We start from the raw sequence: 19430 nt of genomic DNA, 5'->3' as shown, positions 1-19430 counted from the left end.
TTAGTTTGGGCTTATAGTAATCGAAAGATTACTCGTCGTCACCTTTTTTACCGCCAGATTGGAACTTAGCGATGATGCCTTCAGCCACGTTACGTGGTGTTTCAGCGTATTTAGCGAATTCCATAGAATAAGTCGCACGACCTTGAGACATAGAACGCATATGAGTTGCGTAACCAAACATCTCAGAAAGTGGAACTTCTGCACGGATAGCTTTAGTACCACCAGGTAAATCGTCCATACCTTGAACAAGACCACGACGACGGTTTAAGTCACCCATGATATCGCCCATGTAGTCTTCTGGAGTTTCTACTTCAACTTTCATGATTGGTTCAAGCAAGATAGGATCTGCTTTCATGAAACCGTCACGGAATGCGTAAGAACCCGCCATTTTGAACGATAATTCGTCAGAGTCGACGTCATGGTAAGAACCATCGAACAATGTCGCTTTGATGCCAACCACTGGATAACCAGCTAGGACACCATTCTTCATACGTTCTTGGATACCTTTGTCAACCGCACCGAAGAATTCTTTAGGTACTACACCACCTACAACTTCTTCAGCAAACTCGTAATCTTTGCCAGCATCTTCAGCAAGTGGTTCTAAACGTACGTATACGTGACCAAACTTACCTTTACCACCAGTTTGACGTACGAACTTACCTTCTTGTTCAACTGATTTTTTGATCGTTTCACGGTAAGCTACCATTGGTTTACCAATGTTCGCTTCAACGTTGAATTCACGCTTCATACGGTCAACAATAATGTCAAGGTGAAGCTCACCCATACCAGCAATAATTGTTTGACCAGATTCTTCGTCAGTACGTACGCGGAATGAAGGGTCTTCTTTCGCCAAACGACCTAAAGCAACTGACATTTTTTCTTGGTCTGCTTTAGTTTTAGGCTCAACCGCAAGCGCAATTACTGGCTCTGGGAATTCCATACGCTCTAGTGTAATTACATTATTTTCATCACATAATGTATCACCAGTCGTAGTATCTTTAAGACCTACACATGCTGCGATATCACCCGCACGAATTTCTTCAATATCGTGACGGTCATTTGCGTGCATCTGTACGATACGGCCAACACGTTCGCGCTTCATTTTAACTGGGTTATAGCAAGGGCTACCTGCTTTAAGCACACCAGAGTAAACACGTACGAATGTTAAGTTACCTACGAATTTGTCGTTCATGATTTTGAACGCAAGCGCAGAGAACGGAGCATCGTCAGACGCTTCACGAGAACCTTCAGTTTCGTCTTTGTCGTCAAGGATACCCTTGATCGCTTCAACGTCAGTCGGCGCAGGTAAGAATTCAATTACAGCATCCAACATACGTTGAACACCTTTGTTTTTGAACGCTGAACCACAAAGCATTGGTTGAATTTCATTCAACAATGTACGTGCACGTAAACCTGAAACGATTTCTTCTTTAGTTAACTCACCTTCTTCAAGGTACTTGTCCATAAGTTCTTCTGATGCTTCCGCAGCAGCTTCAACCATGTTAGTACGCCATTCGTTAGCAGTATCAACTAATTCAGCAGGGATTTCGCCATATTCAAACTTCATACCTTGAGACGCTTCGTCCCAGATAATCGCTTTCATTTCGATTAGGTCAACAACACCCTGGAAGTTTTCTTCTGCACCGATTGGAACAACGATTGGCACTGGATTACCACCAAGACGTGTTTTAACTTGTTCAACAGCACGGAAGAAGTTCGCACCAGTACGGTCCATTTTGTTCACGAATGCAATACGTGGAACTTTATATTTATTTGCTTGACGCCATACAGTTTCAGACTGAGGTTGTACACCACCTACAGCACAGTAAACCATGCATGCACCGTCAAGAACACGCATAGAACGTTCAACTTCAATAGTGAAGTCTACGTGTCCTGGGGTATCAATTACGTTAATACGGTGCTGTTCGAATTGGTTACCCATCCCTTTCCAGAAGCATGTTACTGCCGCTGAGGTAATAGTAATACCACGTTCTTGCTCTTGTTCCATCCAGTCTGTAGTTGCAGAACCTTCGTGAGTTTCACCAAGTTTGTGACTCTCACCTGTGTAGAACAAAATACGTTCTGAAGTGGTAGTTTTACCAGCATCAATGTGCGCAGAGATACCAATGTTACGATAACGAGAAATTGGGGTTTGACGAGCCATGATTTCTAGCATTCCTAAATTTTGTTGTTTAAAACAGGACGCTTTAAGCTGCATAGCAACTTAAAGCGATTCGATGACAAAACAGTGACAACTGATTTGTCACCCTCCTGAATAGGGGCTGTTTTATCCGCTTAGAAACGGTAATGAGAGAAGGCTTTGTTGGCTTCAGCCATACGATGCACATCTTCACGTTTTTTGATCGCTGCGCCTTTACCTTCAGCTGCATCAAGCAACTCACCAGCAAGACGTAAAGCCATAGTTTTTTCAGAACGCTTAGCAGCAGCATCTACTAACCAACGCATAGCCAAGGCAGTACGACGGGATGGGCGTACTTCCATAGGCACTTGGTATGTAGCACCACCAACACGGCGTGCTTTTACTTCGACCATAGGACGAACTTTTTCAAGAGTAGTCTCGAAAAATTCAACTGGGTCTACTTTAGATTTTTCTTGAACGCGGTCTAAAGCACCGTAAACGATACTTTCAGCAATAGATTTTTTACCATCTTGCATTACGTGGTTCATGAATTTAGCGATTGTTTGGCTGCTGAACTTAGGATCCGGAAGGATTTCACGGGCAGCAACTACGCGACGTCTTGGCATTTTAATACACCTAATAAATATGACACTTCAGGTTACTCCAGCAGGTGCACAAAGTGTCATGTGCTTTCGCTGGCCTTACTATACGTCGCTTGGAATTTTCACAAAAAATGCAGAAATCAGACAAGCGAGACGATAAAGGATTGCAGTTCTAACGAACTAAGAAGTTAATCTTTTCAGATTATTTCTTAGGACGTTTAGCACCGTATTTAGAACGAGACTGGTTACGATCTTTAACACCAGCACAGTCTAAAGAACCACGAACGGTATGGTAACGTACACCTGGTAAATCTTTAACACGACCACCACGGATAAGAACAACACTGTGCTCTTGTAGGTTATGGCCTTCACCACCGATGTAGCTAGAAACTTCAAAACCTGAAGTTAAGCGAACACGGCAAACTTTACGCATTGCTGAGTTAGGTTTTTTAGGTGTAGTTGTGTAAACACGTGTACAAACACCACGACGTTGTGGACAAGCCTTCAACGCAGGAACTTTAGATTTTTCAACTAAAGTTGTACGACCCTTACGGATCAACTGATTTGTTGTTGCCATTTGGCAATTCTCCCGTTAATAAAAAGCCCCAAAAAATACTACTTTTTGAGGGCATGCAATTGTAAGCGAAGACTTAAAATTGGTCAACAATATACGATCATCGAAAACATTTATTCATCATGATTTGCGCAATTTTTCACCCACAAATAAATAGTTTATTTTTCAGAAGAATCTGCTGATTTTTTTGTAACTTTATCTACGGCTGCTGTTTTGGCTTTACGCGGCTTAGTTTTGGGTGCAGCTTTTTCCACTGGGACATCCTCCTGCTGTACAGCGTCCAACACATCAAACTCATCTGTTTCAGCTAAAGCAGGTTTTTGCGCAGCCACGGGTGCATGAGGCTCAACAACTTTTTCTGCGAGTGCTTCCAAACCTTCTGAAACTTTTTGCTCCTGCTCTACTGCTACTTCGGCTGCATCAGCGGTTTTAGCTTGTGCTTTTTTGGTGACTTTTACTGCGCGGATACTCTCATGACCTGCAACATCTATGGTCTGATCTAGTACCGGCTCAGCCAAATCAAGATCTTTCGCCTTAATACCTTCTAGTAATTTAGGTGTCGCTTGAGCAAGCAACTCAAGAGAGCGCTCATAGGCATGCAAAGGCGACAAGGTGATATCTTGATGCTGCAAAATATATTGGCGAGCATTAGAAAAGACTTGCTGTGCCTTCTGATTCACTTCATCCACCAAACGGCGACTATACACCACACTTACACCAGCACTCGCCACAGGAGATAACCGTGATAGCTGGTTTAACAGTGAAACTTTTGGCATTTGATTGAGCCATGCCCACTTGAACTGACCATTTTCATCCAGTACATATTTCTTCAATGCAGCTGCATCGGTGTCTGAACCCACCAATTGCTGCAACTGATGCAAATCACTATTTTGCAGTGTGCTACTCAGGGCTTTAATCGCCATAAGCAAAGTTTGTTTTTCTGCAATTAAACTCAGATCGACCTGTTTAAAAATAAACTGAACGATATCTTGATCACTTTCTTTACTTAAGTCGAAACCATAAGAACGTCCAACTTGATAAATCACTCGTAAAGTCATAATCAGTGAAGCAGGGATATCAATACTTGAACCGATAACACCTGTCGCACCTGTTAAAGCCCCTTGAATTGAAGCAATCCATTTATTTTGCTCGCCTAAGGCCTGACTAATGCGGCGTGAACGATCGACATCTTGTGTCAACTCTTCTAAATCACGTACGCCAGCTTCATCAAGCACTGCATCTACAGATGAAATATCCGAACTAAAATGATTCAATCGATCAAAAAGATAGTCAGAAATCTTGTCGCTAAATTGAGGGGCAACAAAATTAGCTACATTATTTACGGTATTAAAATGTCGACCGAATAATTGTCTAGAAACATTCGGAACATGTTCACGCAGAATTTGCTGCGGATTATCATATTTTTTCACATCAAATACGCTCATCTGACGTGACTGACCTTCCAAGGTTTGACCATTCTTTTGTGGCTGAATGACCTTAGTTACAGATTCGGGTGCAACATGATTGATAATAGACACCCCTGTAGAACTGAGCTTTTTAGCCACTCCAAAGGCGTTTGAGAGCAGACCAGCCGTTGGTTTATTATTCGTTTTCGCCATTCCCTACCCCATTCAGACTATTCTTGAAATTCTTGATAAATACTAGGTGTAGTCAAACTTTATCACAACTTGAATATGTATCTTTAAGTTAAGTTTTTTGCTGCATCGTTGCAAATTAGCTCAGTCAAAAATAGGCATAGGATTTGCCATAAGAATTCAAAAAGCTTTCTGCTATCATTATTCCAATCAAATTATATGAGTTCGTCTATTTAGAAAGTTTCCTTCGTATACTTTCAATAGCTTGCTCACACACTACCTATAAAGGATCTGTAGATGAAACGTGTTGTAATCACTGGTATGGGCATCAACTCATGCATTGGTAATACATTAGAAGATGTCACTCATTCTTTGCAAAACGGGATTTCTGGAACACGTTTCAACCCAAGTTATGCTGAACTTAATTTCAAAAGTCATGTCAGTGCGGCTGCAGAACAAAACTTTGACGGTATTGACCGCCGCTTAAAACGCTTTATGGGCGTATGCGCAATGTATGCATACAACTCAGCTTTGGCTGCAGTAGAAAATGCAGGCTTAACAGCAGAACAAATTGGTGGTAATCCACGTTACGGTATTGCTGGTGGTTCAGGTGGTGGTTCAACTGCATCTGTTGTTGAAATGAAAGAACTTCTAGACACTAAAGGTGCACGTAAAGTTGGTCCATTCTTTGTACCACGTAACATGACCAACACCATTACCGCAAACGTGGGTGTTGCATTTAAAATGCAAGGTATTGCACACACGATTACTAGCGCATGTGCAACATCTGCAGATGCCATTGGTTATGCATACAACCTGATTCAATTGGGCAAACAAGACTTAATGCTTGCCGGTGGTGGTGAAGAAGACCATTGGTCACAAAGTCTTTTATTTGATGCAATGGGCGCACTTTGTTCAAAATATAATGACACACCAGCGACTGCTTCACGCCCTTACTCTGCTGACCGTGACGGTTTCGTGATCGCAGGTGGTGGTGGCTTCGTTGTACTAGAATCTCTTGAACATGCTCAAGCACGTGGCGCAAACATTTTGGCTGAAGTTGTCGGCTATGCAGCAAATTCAGATGGCGCAGACATGGTTGCACCATCAGGTGAAGGTGCGACTCGTTGTGTCCTGATGGCGCTTGAAGAAGCAAAACAACACGGCGTAGACAAAATTGACTATGTAAATACACACGGTACATCTACTCCGGCTGGTGATGTTACTGAACTTAAAGCGATGGAACGTGCTTTCGGCGAAGGACAAGTTCCTCCGCTCAGCTCGACTAAATCAATGACAGGTCACAGCCTCGGTGCTGCAGGTGTACAAGAAGCGATTTACTCTATTTTGATGATGCAAAATGACTTTATTGCACCAAACATCAACGTGACTGAACTTGATGAAGGTGCAAAACCTTTTGATATCGTACTTGAAAAACGTGATGCAAAATTGAATACTGTGATGAGTAACAGTTTTGGTTTTGGCGGTGTAAACGCTTGCCTCGTTTTCAAAAAATGGGAAGCTTAATATAAAGTTTGCTGCTTTGGCGCTTCGGTGCCAAAGCACACACCCACCGCCCTTTTAAGGGTCAATATATGGATGCTCCATCAGATGCTTTCCTCTGGGTCAAAGCATTACATATCATCGCAGTTGTTTGCTGGTTCGCAGCGCTATTTTATCTCCCTCGCCTTTATGTCTACCATGCCATGAGTGATGATGCTACGAGTCATCAGCGCTTTCAAATCATGGAACGCAAGCTATATCGCGGCATTATGTGGCCCGCAATGATTGCTACACTGATCACGGCGCACTTCCTCGTCGATTGGGGTGATGCAACTCGACACTACCATGAAGCGCTTTGGTTCTACCTAAAAGTTGGATTAGTTGGACTATTGGTGATTTATCATTTTGTATGTGGTTATTACCGTAAAAAGCTTATCGAAAATGCACATTATAAATCGCATAAGTTCTGGCGTTATTTTAATGAAATGCCAACTTTGATTTTATTTGCAGTGATCATTTTAGTGGTCGTGAAGCCAAGCTTCTAAACGACTGTAAAAAAGCCCCTACTCATTGGGGCTTTTTTATTTCTATACCAAAATGTTTATATACAAAAACTACAACTGCACACAGCTATCTAAAATATTCCAATTGTGTGCTCTAAATTGCTCACGCGGATACGGCACCTCAGCACACAGCATACCCTCCTTCTTAAAGAAACGTCGGCCGTGGCTATTTTGATTCAACTGCGTTAAATCAGTCGCACCCTGATTCAACAAATTAAAAATCATAATTCGATCATTCAAAATGTGCCCTGCAAGCACATAGCGCTCCCAAGGCACCCCCTCTATATTGGACAAAGTATTGCCCAAATAGTTTTTGATATGCCAAGATGAATACTGTCCCTGTTTTTGACCAGCCTGCATCCTAAACGAATCATAAGAAAGCTCAGATAGCTGTGCCGCCTCTTCATATTGCTTAAACAATTGATTTACAGTTTGATTTGGCAAATACAACCAATACATCAACGAGGTATTCCAGTCCGATAATTGCTGCACCTGCTTCAACACCGCATATACGCCATAGGCTTCCAATTGCGCTGCTGAGCGCAAACTTAACTGACTGGCACTTAAAGGCTCTAAATAAACAACTTGTCCAGTCTTTAATTGCTCATTACGTATAATTCGAACATAACGTGCCAGCCAGCTTTGAATCAGCATCCTTTCAACCAATGAGATCGGGCGCTCAAGTATCTGCTGCAATCTGTGATATTCAGCCATATATGCATCCAGCTTATCCTCTTTATTTAACGCAATATTGATCTGATAAAGGATCGCCAACTGATTTAAATACTTAAAGTCTGGATATGCGGAATTGCTCGGCATACTTAAACTGCGGTATTGGTCTGCATGCTGCAACCATGTGTTAAAGCGCTGCAACGGCACCTTTTCTTGCTGTATCAGCGCACCGAGCACCTGATGATGCTCAACAACAAATGCGCTAGCTGCCTTAGGATCATCGACCAGCAATTGCTGAAACTCCGCAACTAAATTCGTCTGTTCTTCTGACCACTTTTCACGTGTTAGCTTCGCATTCAATGGCTGGCCCAATACATTCTGATGCTCTTGCCCCAACAAACTAAATGCCCAATCTTGATGATAACGATAGCGCCCAACATTCAATGCCGAAAACCGATCTGCGGCATTCAGCCCAAGCAAGTTAAAATACGGCTCTTGTGTGTAATTTGAATGATAAGAAATTTCAGACTGCTGCCACTTGAGCACCCGAGGATCAATACGCTCATCCCACCGCAGCCAAAGACAAAAACACACAACAACTGCAAGCAACAGCAAGAAAATAAAGATGATTTTTTGTTTCATTGATTTCTTATTTTGAATTATTTCAGCCGCATTATATTCAACTTCACCATTCACGCATACAAAAAAAAGCCATCACAAGATGGCTTTTTTTACTTTAAACACAAATATTTATGCAGGAATACGAAGCACCTGACCTGGGAAAATGTCATCGGCATTTTTTAGCAAAGGACGGTTTGCTTCAAAAATTTTATTGTATTGATTTGCATCACCATAAAATTCTTTAGAAATCTTAGAAAGATTATCGCCTGATTTAACTGTATAAAATTTACTTTCTGGTTCTGGCGTTGCTACAGTCAACTGATCATCCACTTGCGCCACATGATCAATATTCCCTACCGCCAAGATAATCTTTTCACGATCTGCTTGGCTTTGCACCTGACCTTTCACTGTTGCTAGATCTGAAGTCCCGTTATAACTCACAGACAAGCCAGTTACAGGTAAGCCCAGTGCTTTGATATGACCCAATAACTTATTGGCAATTTCTTGTGCAGATGGTTCAGAAGGTGTTGCTGGCGCTGCCTGAGGTTCTGCAGGCGCTGTATTTTTTTTACCAATTCCTTTTACAAAATCAAAAAGACCCATGTTTTTCTCCGTTGTTTTTACTGTTTTAAATAATTTAACTATTGTTCAAACTCTATTTTTATAGCTAAAAAATAACCGCTTTTGAGTTGTTGTTGGTGACAGAAACGTAAGCTAATGTAAAAACAAAATATTCAGCATAAAAAAAGCCACCGAATGGTGGCTTTTTAAATCAGCATCGCTGAAATCTAAAATTAACCTAGTTTCTTAGAAACATAGTCAATTGCAGATTGTACAGTAGTGATTTCGTTTGAATCTTCATCAGGAATAGTGATGTCGAAATCGTTTTCGAAAGACATAACTAATTCAACTAGGTCTAGAGAATCTGCACCTAAGTCATCCATGAAAGAAGCTTCGTTTTTGATCTCGTCTGCTTTAAGACCAAGTTGTTCAGCTACTGCTTGTTTTACGCGTTGTTCGATATCGCTCACAGGAATTCTCCTCATTGCTTGTGGCGTTTTTAATGCCGTTAGTTTAATTGAATCTAAATCGTTTTGAAAGTTTATACTTGAGCGCTTAGCTCATGTATAAACCACCATTTACATGTAATACAGTTCCGGTAATGTAACTTGCCTTTTCAGAAGCAAGAAAACTTACGGCATTTGCGATATCTTGCGGCTCACCTAAACGGTTTAAAGCCACTTGATCACTCATCTTTTTACGAATTTCTTCGCTTAACTGTTCTGTCATTTCTGTTGCAATAAAGCCCGGAGCCACTGCATTTACAGTGATTTGGCGGCTTCCCATCTCTTTTGCAAGGCTGCGACCAAAGGCCTCAATCCCTGCTTTTGCAGCAGAATAGTTTGCTTGTCCTGGGTTAGCAAAATGTGCAACCACAGAACTAATATTAATAATTCGGCCAAAACGTGCTTTGGTCATGCCCTTTAAAACACGTTTAGAAAGTCGATAAACGGCTTTCAAATGAATGTTGAGAATGTCATCCCAATCATCTTCTGACATACGAAGTAACAAATTATCTTTGGTAATACCCGCATTGTTCACTAAAACCAATACAGAACCAAAGTTTTGCTCAATGTCTGATACCAATGCATCAATTGCAGTTGCATCACGTACATCTAAAACTCTACCCGCACCATTTTCAGCAAAAGCTGCAGATAATTTTTCTGCACCCGCTTCTGAAGTTGCAGTACCTACAACAAAATAACCGTCTTGAATCAATTGCTGAGCAATTGCTGCTCCAATCCCTCGGCTCGCACCTGTTACTAAAGCAACTTTGCGTTCTTGTGTCATGCAATTTTCCCTTCTGCCACTAAAATGGCATTCAGTGCATCTTCCATACGACCTTTCGTGTCGAGTGGGAATGCTTTTTCAATATTTGGCAAACGTTTTGCGAGATTCGCAAGGACATTACCCGGACCACATTCAGCAATGTACTGAATACCTTGGTCTTGCAAATACTGCATGGTCTTTGTCCACTGTACAGATTGGTATAACTGTGCAGTTAACGCCTGACGTAATTGCGCTACATCAGTCGCGATTTCAGCGCCTACATTTTGTATTACAGGTATAGTAGGCAGCTCAATGGCAGTTTGTTCCAATGCTGTCGCAAACTGTTCAGCAGCAGGTTTCATCAATGCACAATGCGATGGCACAGAAACCGGAAGTGCGATTGCCTTACCGCCATTTTCTTTAGCAGCAGCCATAACCGCTTCAACCATGGCTTTATCGCCCGCAATGACAACTTGACCTTGTGCATTGTAGTTTGCAGCATCTACTGAACCTGGGCCTTCTGCTTGAGCACAAAGTTCAATGACTTTAGCATCATCTAGACCCAAAATTGCCGCCATTGCACCTTGACCTTCAGGTACAGCACTTTGCATTAACTGACCACGTAGGTTCACCAGTTTAACGGCATCACCTAGGCTCATCGCTCCCGCAGCAACCAAGGCGCTGTATTCACCTAAAGAGTGACCCGCAAGGTATTTCGGTGCAACACCACCTAACTCTAACCACACACGCCATAAAGCAATACTGGCAGTCAGTAGCACAGGTTGAGTAAATTCTGTTTGGTTTAACCCTTCACCACTTTGAGCAATTTGCCAAAGATCAAAACCAACTGCTTCTGATGCTTCTGCAAATGTTGCTTGCACACTACTAAACTGTTCTGCAAGTTCAGCGAGCATGCCGACTTTCTGTGACCCTTGACCCGGGAACACGAATGCAGTTTTAGTAGCTTGAGCTGCTTGCTCGAGTTGTTTAGCAGACATAAAAAAATCCTTTATTAAGACTGGTGAATTTATGCTATTTGGACACTTATTCAACACAATCCCATGTAAGCTTGTTTCAGGACGGAAATTTAACACTTAATTTTTGTCTTGGTAATTGCCAAATGCAACAAAAAATCGGTACAAAAAAAGGGAGCTTAACGCTCCCATTTTTTCTACTAAGCTTGACGCTTAATACATCACCAATTATTCAGCAGATGCTTTAGCGAATAATTGACGACCACGGTAGATACCATCTTTAGATACGTGGTGACGACGGTGAGTCTCGCCAGTAGCTTGGTCTACAGTTAATGCATTCTCGGTTAAAGCGTCATGTGAACGGCGCATGTCACGGCGAGAGCGACTTTTACGGTTTTGCTGAACGGCCATGATGGCTCCTTACAAAGATCGAAAAAATGGATCAGAACAAATTCGATTGTCTTATACTCAAGAGTATAACACAAAAATTAGTTAAGTTTACCCTTCAAACCTGCCAAAACATCAAACGGGTTATCCCGTTTTTCTTCAACAAGCTCTTCAGCGGCAGGTTGATGCTTATGTTCACAAGCGTCGTGCTTAGGTGACAAAGGCATCAACAATAACAATTCATCCTCTATCAGTGAGAGTAAATCAGCAGTCGCAGGTGCATCATATGAACCTTTGGTTGTTGCTTCACTTTCACCTAAAACGATGAAATCAGCATCCTCATCCAAGCGCTCTATCAGTGACTCGTCATCTACAAGAGCTAGATGAAAACTTAAAACAAGTGGAATCTCAACAGTATCCAGACAACGCTGGCATTCCATTGGAACATTTGTTTCAACATGACCATCTAGCCATACAATGCGATGATAAGCATCCATTGATAGCTTACAGTCTATGTTAATCAATTGATCATCAATTGATCCAACAGCTTCACGAGCAATACGAACAAAGCGAGATAATGGCAGTGTTCCTGACCATTTAAAGCCCTGTTCAGCCCATTTAAACGGCTCAATCTGTGCCGGAAAGGTATTTGCTGACATAATTAAGGCGGCAATTCTACAAATTCATCAGTACTCTGTCAAAGATTAAGATACAATTTTGTACTTATTTAGACAGACCATTTGGGTAACTTAAGTTATGCATCTGTTGCAGCCGCAAACAGAAGTGAATGTTTCATCACTTATGAGCACAATTTCAACGCTTGATTCTGACATTTCAGCCGACCAAGTGCAACTCTCGGCTTGGGAGAAACTTTCCACAGAAACAGAACACGTCGATTGGCTCATCTTACACTTTAATCATTGGTTTTCCCACCTGAATGTGAGCTTAGTAAAAGGTGACTTTGAGCCCGAGTACTTTCCTGCCGATTTAAACGGCCCTGCCCGTATTCAATTTGCCCATGGTTATTTCAATAGCGCCTTGCATGAAATTAGTCATTGGACTATTGCTGGTGATCAACGTCGTTTACTTCCCGATTTAGGCTATTGGTATGCACCTGATGGTCGTAGTAAAGAGCAACAAGCCCTCTTTGAACAGGTAGAAATTAAGCCGCAAGCGATCGAATGGTTATTTGCAAAAGCCTTTGGGCGCAAGTTTCGTGTCTCACTTGATAACCTCACTGGTGAAGGAGGAGATGGCAGTAGCTTTAAAGATAATGTCTACGCACAATTACAGGCTTATTTTAAGGGCGATGCCAAACTTCCACGCGATGCTTGGCGCTTTATCCAATGCATTTGTCACTGTACACGTGCTGGCAAAATGTTACAGGCGAATGAATTTCAACGTGAAATGCTTGATTAAATTATACAATTTGACTGCATTTCACATTGCACAAAGCAAATAGACCGCGACATAATGTCTAGAGCTTTTAATAATAAGAGGAAAACGACATGTTGCATTTAAGAATACATCCGGAAAATCCTCAGCCCCGTTTAATTACGCAAGCCGTTGAACGGATTCGTGCCGGCGATGTGGTGGTTTATCCTACAGATGCCGCCTATGCCATCGGTTGCCAGATTGGGAACAAAAATGCCATGGAACGCATTGCCCAAATTCGTCAGCTCGATGCTAAACATCAATATGCGATTATTTGTGCAGATTTATCTGACATTGCCACGTATGCCAAAGTCGACAATGCCATGTATCGTTTATTGAAAAATAACACCCCTGCAGTCACCACCTTTATTTTGCCTGCGACCAGTGAAGTTCCTCGCCGTTTAATGCATCCTAAAAAGAAAACCATTGGACTACGCATTCCAAGCAACCCGATTTGCCAATTATTACTCAAAGAACTCGGTGAGCCTTTATTAACATCGACCTTAATTTTACCGGGTCAAAAAGAACCGATTGATGATCCTTATGAAATTGAACTGCAAATCGGCAAACGAATAGATGTATTAATTGATGGCGGTTTAGGTACTTTAAATACCACTAGCGTTGTAAACCTTGCAGGTGAATACCCTGAAGTGATTCGCCGTGGTGTCGGTGATGTCAGTGCCTTTGAATAGCATGTACTGTTAAATACATGCTGTTACCGATCAGAGGCACAGCATGTAAAGGTCATCTGCTCAAAGCGCGGTTAAATTACCTTTCGATAAAGGAATCGACCTGATGACTTTATTTCAGATTTTACTCAAGCTCCAAAATGCGACAGACCTCAGTGTCTCCGAGCAAAGCAGTCTCAATCATTTTGCTATATATGCCACTGAGCCGTGGACTTTAGAATCCACGGCTCAACTGAGGGCAAAAGATGAAAATTTAATTTCACCAATAGCGACAACACAGCCGCAGGTTTTTCGTTATTTTCTGCATGCATCAACGGTCAAATCACTGTTTAAACGTAGAGCTAATCAAAACCTCTGCTCGCAAGCGCAGTGCCAACTCATCATAGAATTTGCACTTGAACAAAAGATATGACTAACAGGCTCAAAGCCTTGAATAGTGGTTTTTGCTCAAGCGCAATAAAGCTGCATAAATTCTTTTAAGTGAATTTTTTGTTGTCCCAGCTCATCAAAATTATTTGTATCGAGCCAAGCTGCATAAGCTTGAGACAACATTGGCCAATCCTGATCTAACATCGCAAACCAAGCGGTATCACGGTTACGACCTTTCACAATCACATGTTGACGAAACAACCCTTCAAATTGAAAGCCAAAACGCAAAGCAGCGTTTTTCGAAGGCGTGTTCAAGTCATCACACTTCCACTCCACCCGTCTATATCCCGCTGAAAAGCATGCTTTTAACAATAGATAAATGGTTTCTGTTGCGGCGGTTGATCGCTTCATTAAACTTGAAAAAAAGACATTGCCAATTTCGATGACAGCATGTGCTGGGCGTACATTGAGCAATCCAATCCACCCTACAATGGCATCACCGACCTCAATGACATAATGCATCGAACCGGTAAAATGAAAGGATTGCTGAAAATAATCACGCAATTGCTGCATGCTTTGAATTTGAGAATAAGGCAAATACGTCCAACAGCGTTCATCAGGTTCTTGTTGTACTGTCTGCCATAGCCGCTGTAAAAGACTATCATCAAGCTGATCGGGTAGCATCGGAATAAGCCGAACAGATTGCCCCACTTCGGTTTTACATCTGAACTGGCAAGGTTCAAACTGCGTCAACGTCATCCCTACAGACTGACCCCATTGATTATATTGTTGTGGCATAGCTAATATTCTTTTAGTCAATTCATTCAAATCATTTCATGAAGGATGCCCATCATCCAGACATCACAGCTTAAATGAGTTCACGGATTGACGAGTGTATTTTTTATAATTAACACAAGATGTGATCGATATCACAGCTTTAAAATTTTACATGTGTATAAATAAAGCCTATTCCCTATAAATTTTAAGTTTTTTACCCAATTCAACCGTTCAGTAATTTCTTTAAACGCATTTTTCCATTACACTATTCCTTATAACTTTTGTGCTTTTACTTTCGATGTGAGATCGAAGCGAAAGCTGTCTGCATGCCTTTGAAAATTCGCGTGGCCTATAATTGCAATGAACCAAACTGTCCATAATTCTATGGAAGATGCTCCACACATTCGCGTTTTGGATGAGTGGCAAGAAGCTATTCCAGAAGATTTGTACATTCCACCCGCTGCATTTGAAATTCTATTAGAGCATTTCGAAGGACCACTCGACTTTCTGATTTACCTGATTCAAAAAAATGGCTTCGACTTATTACAAGTCGATATTGCTCCAATTGCATCCCAATATTTGTCCTATATGGATGCAATGAAATCGCTAGATATTGAATTAACCGCAGACTATATGGTGATGGCAGCCCTATTGGCCGATTTAAAATCGCGTCTATTATTGCCAAAACCTAAATCGACCGCGGCACATGAACAAGATCCTAAACAAGAATTGATTGACCGTTTAGAAACCTATTTGCGCATCAAACAAGCTACGGAAAGATTAGGTCAAATGTCGGTGTTGGATCGAGATACTTTCGATACCAATGTCAGTTTAGGAACGATTGTCGAAACCAATGATGGCTATGACATTCAATTACTTCGTGATGCCATACTCTGTGTTTTTAATCGACCAGAACCAGTTACCCACCAAATTTTGCAAGAGCCTGTCTTACTCGAAGAACGTATTGCTTATATTGAAACTAAGCTTGAGTCAGGTGAAGTATTAGACTTTGCGGACTTACTCAAACCAAGCCAAGGCCGCATGGGTGTTGTCGTGACATTTATGGCCGTGTTGGAACTGACACGCCAACAAAAAGTCCAAATTGTCGCATCAGGTGTAGAAGCACCGCTTGCAATTCAGGGAGCACGTGCATGAACACTGAACTTAAACAAATGACTGCGGTGACTTCAGAAGATAATCTGCATGAAATTTTGATGCAGCTTGAAGCCATTATTTTTGCCAGTGAAGCGGCAGTGAGTATTGCCCGTTTAAAAGAGGCTTTCCAAGACCGTTTCAGTAAAACCGAATTACGCCAATATTTGCAGCAGCTTTCAATGCTGCAACACGGCAGATCAATTGAACTTGTTGAAACCGCTCAAGGTTTCCGTTTTCAAGTACGTGCAAAATATCGTAATATTATTGCACAGACCTGGCCTGAACGACCAACTCGTTTATCGCCATCCTTGCTCGAAACTCTTTCTGTCATTGCTTACCATCAACCGGTAACCCGCGCAGATATTGAGCAAATCCGTGGGGTGACCAACAATAGTCAAATTTTACGTACGTTATTTGACTGGAACTGGATTAAAGAATCTGGTTTTCGTGAACTCCCAGGACGACCCGCGTTGTTAGTTACAACGCCTCAATTTTTAAATGCTTTTGGTCTAACCTCTTTGGGCCAATTGCCTCCCCTGCAGGATGCCAAGGAAGCTTTTATGGCCCTCGATGCGAATGCACCGAAGTCATAAATAGGTGAACTGTTGATGATAATTTCTAAGGTTATGCTGTCATGAGTGAAAAATTGCAAAAGGTGCTCGCACGCGTTGGTTTGGGTTCTCGCCGTTATATGGAAGAAGTCATTGCCGCTGGTCGTGTAAGCGTAAATGGGCAAATTGCCCAAGTGGGTGAACGTATTGAACCGGGTGATGAGCTTCGCATCGATGGTCGTAAAGTTCAGTTCCAAATTGAAGACGAAATTCGTCGCCGTGTGTTGATTTACTATAAACCCGAAGGCGAAATTTGTTCACGAAATGACCCTGAAAACCGTCCAACGGTATTTGAACAATTACCTCAAATTACAGGTGATCGTTGGGTGATGGTGGGTCGTCTAGATATTAACTCTACAGGTCTATTGCTGTTCACGAATGACGGTGAACTGGCGAACCGTTTAATGCACCCTTCTAGCGAAATCGAACGTGAATATGCCGTTCGTGTCATGGGTGAAGTCACTCCTCAATTAAAAAACAACATGTTACAAGGCGTTGTTTTAGATGATGGTCCAGCAAAATTTGAGTCATTCTCTGAAATTGGTGGTGACGGTATTAACCGTTGGTATCAAGTGGTCGTAAAAGAAGGTCGTAACCGCGAAGTTCGTCGTATTTTCGAATCTCAAGGCTTAAAAGTGAGCCGTCTTTTACGTACACGTTATGGTTCAGTAATTCTGCCACGCGAACTGCGTACTGGTCGCTGGATCGAGCTAGATAAACAAGATATCGACAACTTGACCAAGTCTGTTGAGCTTAAACCACGTCAAGGTACTGGCCTGTTTGGTATGGCGAAACGTCGTACTGAACGTATGCAAGACAAACCAATGGCTGCACGTCGTGGTGGTTACTTACGCCAACAACGTCGTGACAGTGACGAAAACCAGCCACAACAAAGCAATGGTTATCAAGATAACCGTGGCGAACGTCGTACTGGTCGTACTGAAGGTGGTTTCCAAGGCAATGGATTTAACCGTTCAGAGCGTCGCAACGACGGTTTCAACAATAACCGTAATGATCGCAACAGTGAAAACTTCGGTAACCGTGAACGTCGTAACGACAATTTTGGCAATCGTGAGCGTCGTAATGACTCTGTGCCAAGTCGCGCATTTAGCGGAAACAACAAAGGCTTTAAGAAATTTTAATTTCTTAAGTATAAAAAAACCGCTCATTTGAGCGGTTTTTTATACCAACACTAAACAAATTGTTCAGTGGTTTGTGGAATCGCATTCAGCAAACGCTTGGTATATTCATGCTGAGGTGATTGATACAACTCATCCGAGTTTGCAATTTCAACGATATCACCATGGTTCATCACCATGATTTGGTCAGAAATATATTTCACCACAGATAAATCATGTGAAATAAAGATATAGCTCAAACCAAATTCATCTTGTAAATCTTGCAATAAATTAAGAACTTGGGCTTGAACCGAAACATCTAGCGCAGAGACAGACTCATCACAGATTAATATTTCTGGCTTTAAGGTCAAGCATCGTGCAATGGCAATACGTTGACGCTGACCACCAGAAAACTCATGTGGATAGCGATAAAATGCTTGGGCAGGCAAACTGACTCGCTCTAGTAAATCAAACGCCATTTGCTCTCGTTCTGCATCATCCTTCCCAATCTGATGCACTTGCATCGGCTCCATCAGAATTTGACCCACCGTAAAACGTGGATTAAGCGAAGCATATGGGTTTTGGAAAATGATCTGTATTTTGCGCTGATATTGGGTAAATTCTTTTTCGCTCATCGCCAAAATATCATGACCTTCAAACAGCGCCTGACCACCTGTCGCTTCCTGTAGACGCATCAGTAAAAGGCCGATTGTGGTTTTACCTGAGCCAGATTCTCCAACCAACCCGAGCGTTTTACCTTTCGCCAGTTGAAACGAGACACCTTTGACCGCCTGATATTCATCCTTACCAAATAAACCCTTGCGGCTATAAAACGATTTTTTCAGGTCTTTGACATCTAAGATAATCTGTTCATTACCTGTGAGACCACGCGTTCGTTGTCTACGGGTTTCTTCTGATAAATGCACATCCTCAATCAGCTCATCACCATTTTGACGCATAAAATCACTGATCATCGGTAATTTATAAGGACGTTCTGACATCTGCGGACGGCACTTGAGCAAAGCTCGAGTGTAGATATCTTTAGGATGATCCAGCACTTCATTGACCAAGCCTTGTTCACGGATTTCTCCATGACGCATGACAATCACCTGATCGGCAATTTCGCTTACCAATGCTAAATCATGCGTAATGAACAGCATCGACATCTCACGTTTCTTTTGCAAGGCTTCAAGTAAATCTAAAATTTGCTTTTGAATCGTCACATCAAGTGCTGTGGTTGGCTCATCTGCAATCAATAACTTCGGCTCACATGCAATTGCCATTGCAATCATGACCCGCTGTTGTTGACCACCTGACATTTGGCTAGGATAGGCATCAATTTTCGTTTCAGGAGAAGGAATACCTACTTCCTTCAATAATTCCAAAGTCCGTGCTCTTGCCTGCTTACGCCCCATACCTAGATGAAGTCGTAATACTTCTGCAATTTGATCACCCACCGTAAAGACAGGATTGAGTGACGACATCGGTTCCTGAAAAATCATTGCAATATCTTTACCACAGATATTACGCATTTCTCTTGGAGACAGACTCAGTAAATCCTGCCCTTCAAAAATAATTTTACTGCTTGCATCTATACGGCTTTGATCACGTGGCAACAGCCCCATAGTTGCCAACGAGGTCACCGACTTGCCACTGCCAGATTCTCCCACAAGCGCCACAGTTGTATTGGCAGGAATGTCAAAAGATATTCCTTTGACCGTTTCGATATAGCTTTTATCTTCGGCTTTAAAGCTCACTTTCAGGTTTTGAACACTGAGGAGCGTTGGTTTAACAGTTTGATTTTGTTCCGTCATCC

General features: G+C 42.0%; 21 protein-coding genes. 8 read left to right on the top strand and 13 right to left on the bottom strand.

All coding sequences use genetic code 11. The features are described 5' to 3' along the window. Positions 1-28: 28 nt before the first annotated feature. The 4 genes from fusA to FTU12_RS10525 all read right to left on the bottom strand — a co-directional run bounded on the left by fusA (position 29) and on the right by FTU12_RS10525 (position 4935). A complete protein-coding gene (gene fusA, locus FTU12_RS10540) occupies positions 29-2164 on the bottom strand; it encodes an elongation factor G (protein ID WP_180114326.1) in 2136 nt (711 codons plus the stop codon). Between the two features lie 131 nt (positions 2165-2295). Beyond that, positions 2296-2766 (bottom strand): 30S ribosomal protein S7, encoded by a 471-nt coding sequence (gene rpsG / locus FTU12_RS10535; protein WP_005011815.1) that lies wholly within the window; start codon positions 2764-2766, stop codon positions 2296-2298. 178 nt (positions 2767-2944) lie between these two features. Further along, positions 2945-3319, bottom strand: coding sequence for a 30S ribosomal protein S12 (rpsL, locus tag FTU12_RS10530; RefSeq protein WP_000246374.1), 375 nt, complete (start codon positions 3317-3319; stop codon positions 2945-2947). 155 nt (positions 3320-3474) lie between these two features. Next, complete coding sequence (locus FTU12_RS10525; RefSeq protein WP_180114325.1) at positions 3475-4935, bottom strand: EcsC family protein; 1461 nt, start codon at positions 4933-4935, stop codon at positions 3475-3477. 273 nt (positions 4936-5208) lie between these two features. On the opposite strand from FTU12_RS10525, the gene FTU12_RS10520 reads away from it, so the two are divergent. Together FTU12_RS10520 and hemJ are read left to right on the top strand one after the other, a co-directional pair. Then, positions 5209-6438, top strand: a complete 1230-nt coding sequence (locus FTU12_RS10520; protein WP_180105703.1) for a beta-ketoacyl synthase N-terminal-like domain-containing protein — start codon at positions 5209-5211, stop codon at positions 6436-6438. Between the two features lie 68 nt (positions 6439-6506). Then, positions 6507-6959 carry a protoporphyrinogen oxidase HemJ gene (gene hemJ / locus FTU12_RS10515; RefSeq protein ID WP_078190051.1) on the top strand — a complete coding sequence of 151 codons (453 nt, stop codon included), beginning with the start codon at positions 6507-6509 and terminating at the stop codon, positions 6957-6959. 69 nt (positions 6960-7028) lie between these two features. On the opposite strand, the gene FTU12_RS10510 is transcribed toward hemJ, so the two are convergent. The 7 genes from FTU12_RS10510 to FTU12_RS10480 all read right to left on the bottom strand — a co-directional run bounded on the left by FTU12_RS10510 (position 7029) and on the right by FTU12_RS10480 (position 12120). Further along, complete coding sequence (locus tag FTU12_RS10510) at positions 7029-8291, bottom strand: hypothetical protein (protein ID WP_180114324.1); 1263 nt, start codon at positions 8289-8291, stop codon at positions 7029-7031. A 108-nt stretch (positions 8292-8399) separates the two neighbouring features. Beyond that, positions 8400-8873: a peptidoglycan-binding protein LysM gene (lysM, locus tag FTU12_RS10505; RefSeq protein WP_180008199.1), complete on the bottom strand. Its 474-nt coding sequence runs from the start codon at positions 8871-8873 to the stop codon at positions 8400-8402. 191 nt (positions 8874-9064) lie between these two features. Beyond that, positions 9065-9301: an acyl carrier protein gene (acpP, locus tag FTU12_RS10500; protein ID WP_078190054.1), complete on the bottom strand. Its 237-nt coding sequence runs from the start codon at positions 9299-9301 to the stop codon at positions 9065-9067. Positions 9302-9386: 85 nt separating this feature from the next. Beyond that, positions 9387-10121: a 3-oxoacyl-ACP reductase FabG gene (fabG, locus tag FTU12_RS10495; protein ID WP_180008197.1), complete on the bottom strand. Its 735-nt coding sequence runs from the start codon at positions 10119-10121 to the stop codon at positions 9387-9389. Next, positions 10118-11098, bottom strand: coding sequence for an ACP S-malonyltransferase (fabD, locus tag FTU12_RS10490; protein WP_168379587.1), 981 nt, complete (start codon positions 11096-11098; stop codon positions 10118-10120). Before fabD ends, fabG begins: the two co-directional genes overlap by 4 nt. 204 nt (positions 11099-11302) lie before the next feature. Next, positions 11303-11485 carry a 50S ribosomal protein L32 gene (gene rpmF, locus FTU12_RS10485; protein WP_004279227.1) on the bottom strand — a complete coding sequence of 61 codons (183 nt, stop codon included), beginning with the start codon at positions 11483-11485 and terminating at the stop codon, positions 11303-11305. Positions 11486-11562: 77 nt separating this feature from the next. Then, complete coding sequence (locus FTU12_RS10480; protein ID WP_078190057.1) at positions 11563-12120, bottom strand: DUF177 domain-containing protein; 558 nt, start codon at positions 12118-12120, stop codon at positions 11563-11565. A gap of 97 nt (positions 12121-12217) precedes the next feature. On the opposite strand from FTU12_RS10480, the gene FTU12_RS10475 reads away from it, so the two are divergent. From FTU12_RS10475 to FTU12_RS10465, 3 genes are all read left to right on the top strand, one after another. Beyond that, a complete protein-coding gene (locus tag FTU12_RS10475; RefSeq protein WP_180114323.1) occupies positions 12218-12880 on the top strand; it encodes an elongation factor P hydroxylase in 663 nt (220 codons plus the stop codon). Between the two features lie 89 nt (positions 12881-12969). Beyond that, positions 12970-13587: an L-threonylcarbamoyladenylate synthase gene (locus tag FTU12_RS10470; protein ID WP_078190059.1), complete on the top strand. Its 618-nt coding sequence runs from the start codon at positions 12970-12972 to the stop codon at positions 13585-13587. A gap of 103 nt (positions 13588-13690) precedes the next feature. Continuing rightward, entirely contained in the window at positions 13691-13996 is a 306-nt protein-coding gene (locus FTU12_RS10465) for a hypothetical protein (protein ID WP_180114322.1), read from the top strand. Positions 13997-14031: 35 nt separating this feature from the next. On the opposite strand, the gene FTU12_RS10460 is transcribed toward FTU12_RS10465, so the two are convergent. Next, a complete protein-coding gene (locus tag FTU12_RS10460; protein WP_180026726.1) occupies positions 14032-14751 on the bottom strand; it encodes a GNAT family N-acetyltransferase in 720 nt (239 codons plus the stop codon). 339 nt (positions 14752-15090) lie between these two features. Between FTU12_RS10460 and FTU12_RS10455 the strand changes: the two genes are divergently transcribed. Genes FTU12_RS10455 through rluB form a run of 3 tightly spaced genes read left to right on the top strand, consistent with a single transcriptional unit; the run spans position 15091 to position 17638 of the window. After that, the gene (locus FTU12_RS10455; protein WP_180114321.1) at positions 15091-15885 is read left to right on the top strand and encodes a ScpA family protein; all 795 of its coding nucleotides are present in this window, start codon (positions 15091-15093) and stop codon (positions 15883-15885) included. Next, positions 15882-16478, top strand: coding sequence for an SMC-Scp complex subunit ScpB (gene scpB, locus FTU12_RS10450; RefSeq protein ID WP_168379583.1), 597 nt, complete (start codon positions 15882-15884; stop codon positions 16476-16478). Before FTU12_RS10455 ends, scpB begins: the two co-directional genes overlap by 4 nt. 41 nt (positions 16479-16519) lie before the next feature. Beyond that, positions 16520-17638 (top strand): 23S rRNA pseudouridine(2605) synthase RluB, encoded by a 1119-nt coding sequence (rluB, locus tag FTU12_RS10445; RefSeq protein ID WP_180114320.1) that lies wholly within the window; start codon positions 16520-16522, stop codon positions 17636-17638. Positions 17639-17688: 50 nt separating this feature from the next. On the opposite strand, the gene FTU12_RS10440 is transcribed toward rluB, so the two are convergent. Beyond that, positions 17689-19428, bottom strand: coding sequence for an ABC transporter ATP-binding protein (locus FTU12_RS10440; protein WP_180114319.1), 1740 nt, complete (start codon positions 19426-19428; stop codon positions 17689-17691). Positions 19429-19430 lie beyond the last annotated feature (2 nt).

The organism is Acinetobacter sp. YH12063 (assembly GCF_013419715.1).
Classification (GTDB): Bacteria; Pseudomonadota; Gammaproteobacteria; order Pseudomonadales; family Moraxellaceae; genus Acinetobacter; species Acinetobacter amyesii.
This window is presented reverse-complemented; position numbering and strand designations above follow the sequence as displayed.

Bases quoted from the DNA above. Each gene is read 5' to 3' on its own strand.
- fusA (WP_180114326.1), bottom strand. From the start codon at position 2,164: ATGGCTCGTCAAACCCCAATTTCTCGTTATCGTAACATTGGTATCTCT.
- rpsG (WP_005011815.1), bottom strand. From the start codon at position 2,766: ATGCCAAGACGTCGCGTAGTTGCTGCCCGTGAAATCCTTCCGGATCCT.
- rpsL (WP_000246374.1), bottom strand. From the start codon at position 3,319: ATGGCAACAACAAATCAGTTGATCCGTAAGGGTCGTACAACTTTAGTT.
- FTU12_RS10525 (WP_180114325.1), bottom strand. From the start codon at position 4,935: ATGGCGAAAACGAATAATAAACCAACGGCTGGTCTGCTCTCAAACGCC.
- FTU12_RS10520 (WP_180105703.1), top strand. From the start codon at position 5,209: ATGAAACGTGTTGTAATCACTGGTATGGGCATCAACTCATGCATTGGT.
- hemJ (WP_078190051.1), top strand. From the start codon at position 6,507: ATGGATGCTCCATCAGATGCTTTCCTCTGGGTCAAAGCATTACATATC.
- FTU12_RS10510 (WP_180114324.1), bottom strand. From the start codon at position 8,291: ATGAAACAAAAAATCATCTTTATTTTCTTGCTGTTGCTTGCAGTTGTT.
- lysM (WP_180008199.1), bottom strand. From the start codon at position 8,873: ATGGGTCTTTTTGATTTTGTAAAAGGAATTGGTAAAAAAAATACAGCG.
- fabG (WP_180008197.1), bottom strand. From the start codon at position 10,121: ATGACACAAGAACGCAAAGTTGCTTTAGTAACAGGTGCGAGCCGAGGG.
- fabD (WP_168379587.1), bottom strand. From the start codon at position 11,098: ATGTCTGCTAAACAACTCGAGCAAGCAGCTCAAGCTACTAAAACTGCA.
- rpmF (WP_004279227.1), bottom strand. From the start codon at position 11,485: ATGGCCGTTCAGCAAAACCGTAAAAGTCGCTCTCGCCGTGACATGCGC.
- FTU12_RS10480 (WP_078190057.1), bottom strand. From the start codon at position 12,120: ATGTCAGCAAATACCTTTCCGGCACAGATTGAGCCGTTTAAATGGGCT.
- FTU12_RS10475 (WP_180114323.1), top strand. From the start codon at position 12,218: ATGCATCTGTTGCAGCCGCAAACAGAAGTGAATGTTTCATCACTTATG.
- FTU12_RS10470 (WP_078190059.1), top strand. From the start codon at position 12,970: ATGTTGCATTTAAGAATACATCCGGAAAATCCTCAGCCCCGTTTAATT.
- FTU12_RS10465 (WP_180114322.1), top strand. From the start codon at position 13,691: ATGACTTTATTTCAGATTTTACTCAAGCTCCAAAATGCGACAGACCTC.
- FTU12_RS10460 (WP_180026726.1), bottom strand. From the start codon at position 14,751: ATGCCACAACAATATAATCAATGGGGTCAGTCTGTAGGGATGACGTTG.
- FTU12_RS10455 (WP_180114321.1), top strand. From the start codon at position 15,091: ATGAACCAAACTGTCCATAATTCTATGGAAGATGCTCCACACATTCGC.
- scpB (WP_168379583.1), top strand. From the start codon at position 15,882: ATGAACACTGAACTTAAACAAATGACTGCGGTGACTTCAGAAGATAAT.
- rluB (WP_180114320.1), top strand. From the start codon at position 16,520: ATGAGTGAAAAATTGCAAAAGGTGCTCGCACGCGTTGGTTTGGGTTCT.
- FTU12_RS10440 (WP_180114319.1), bottom strand. From the start codon at position 19,428: ATGACGGAACAAAATCAAACTGTTAAACCAACGCTCCTCAGTGTTCAA.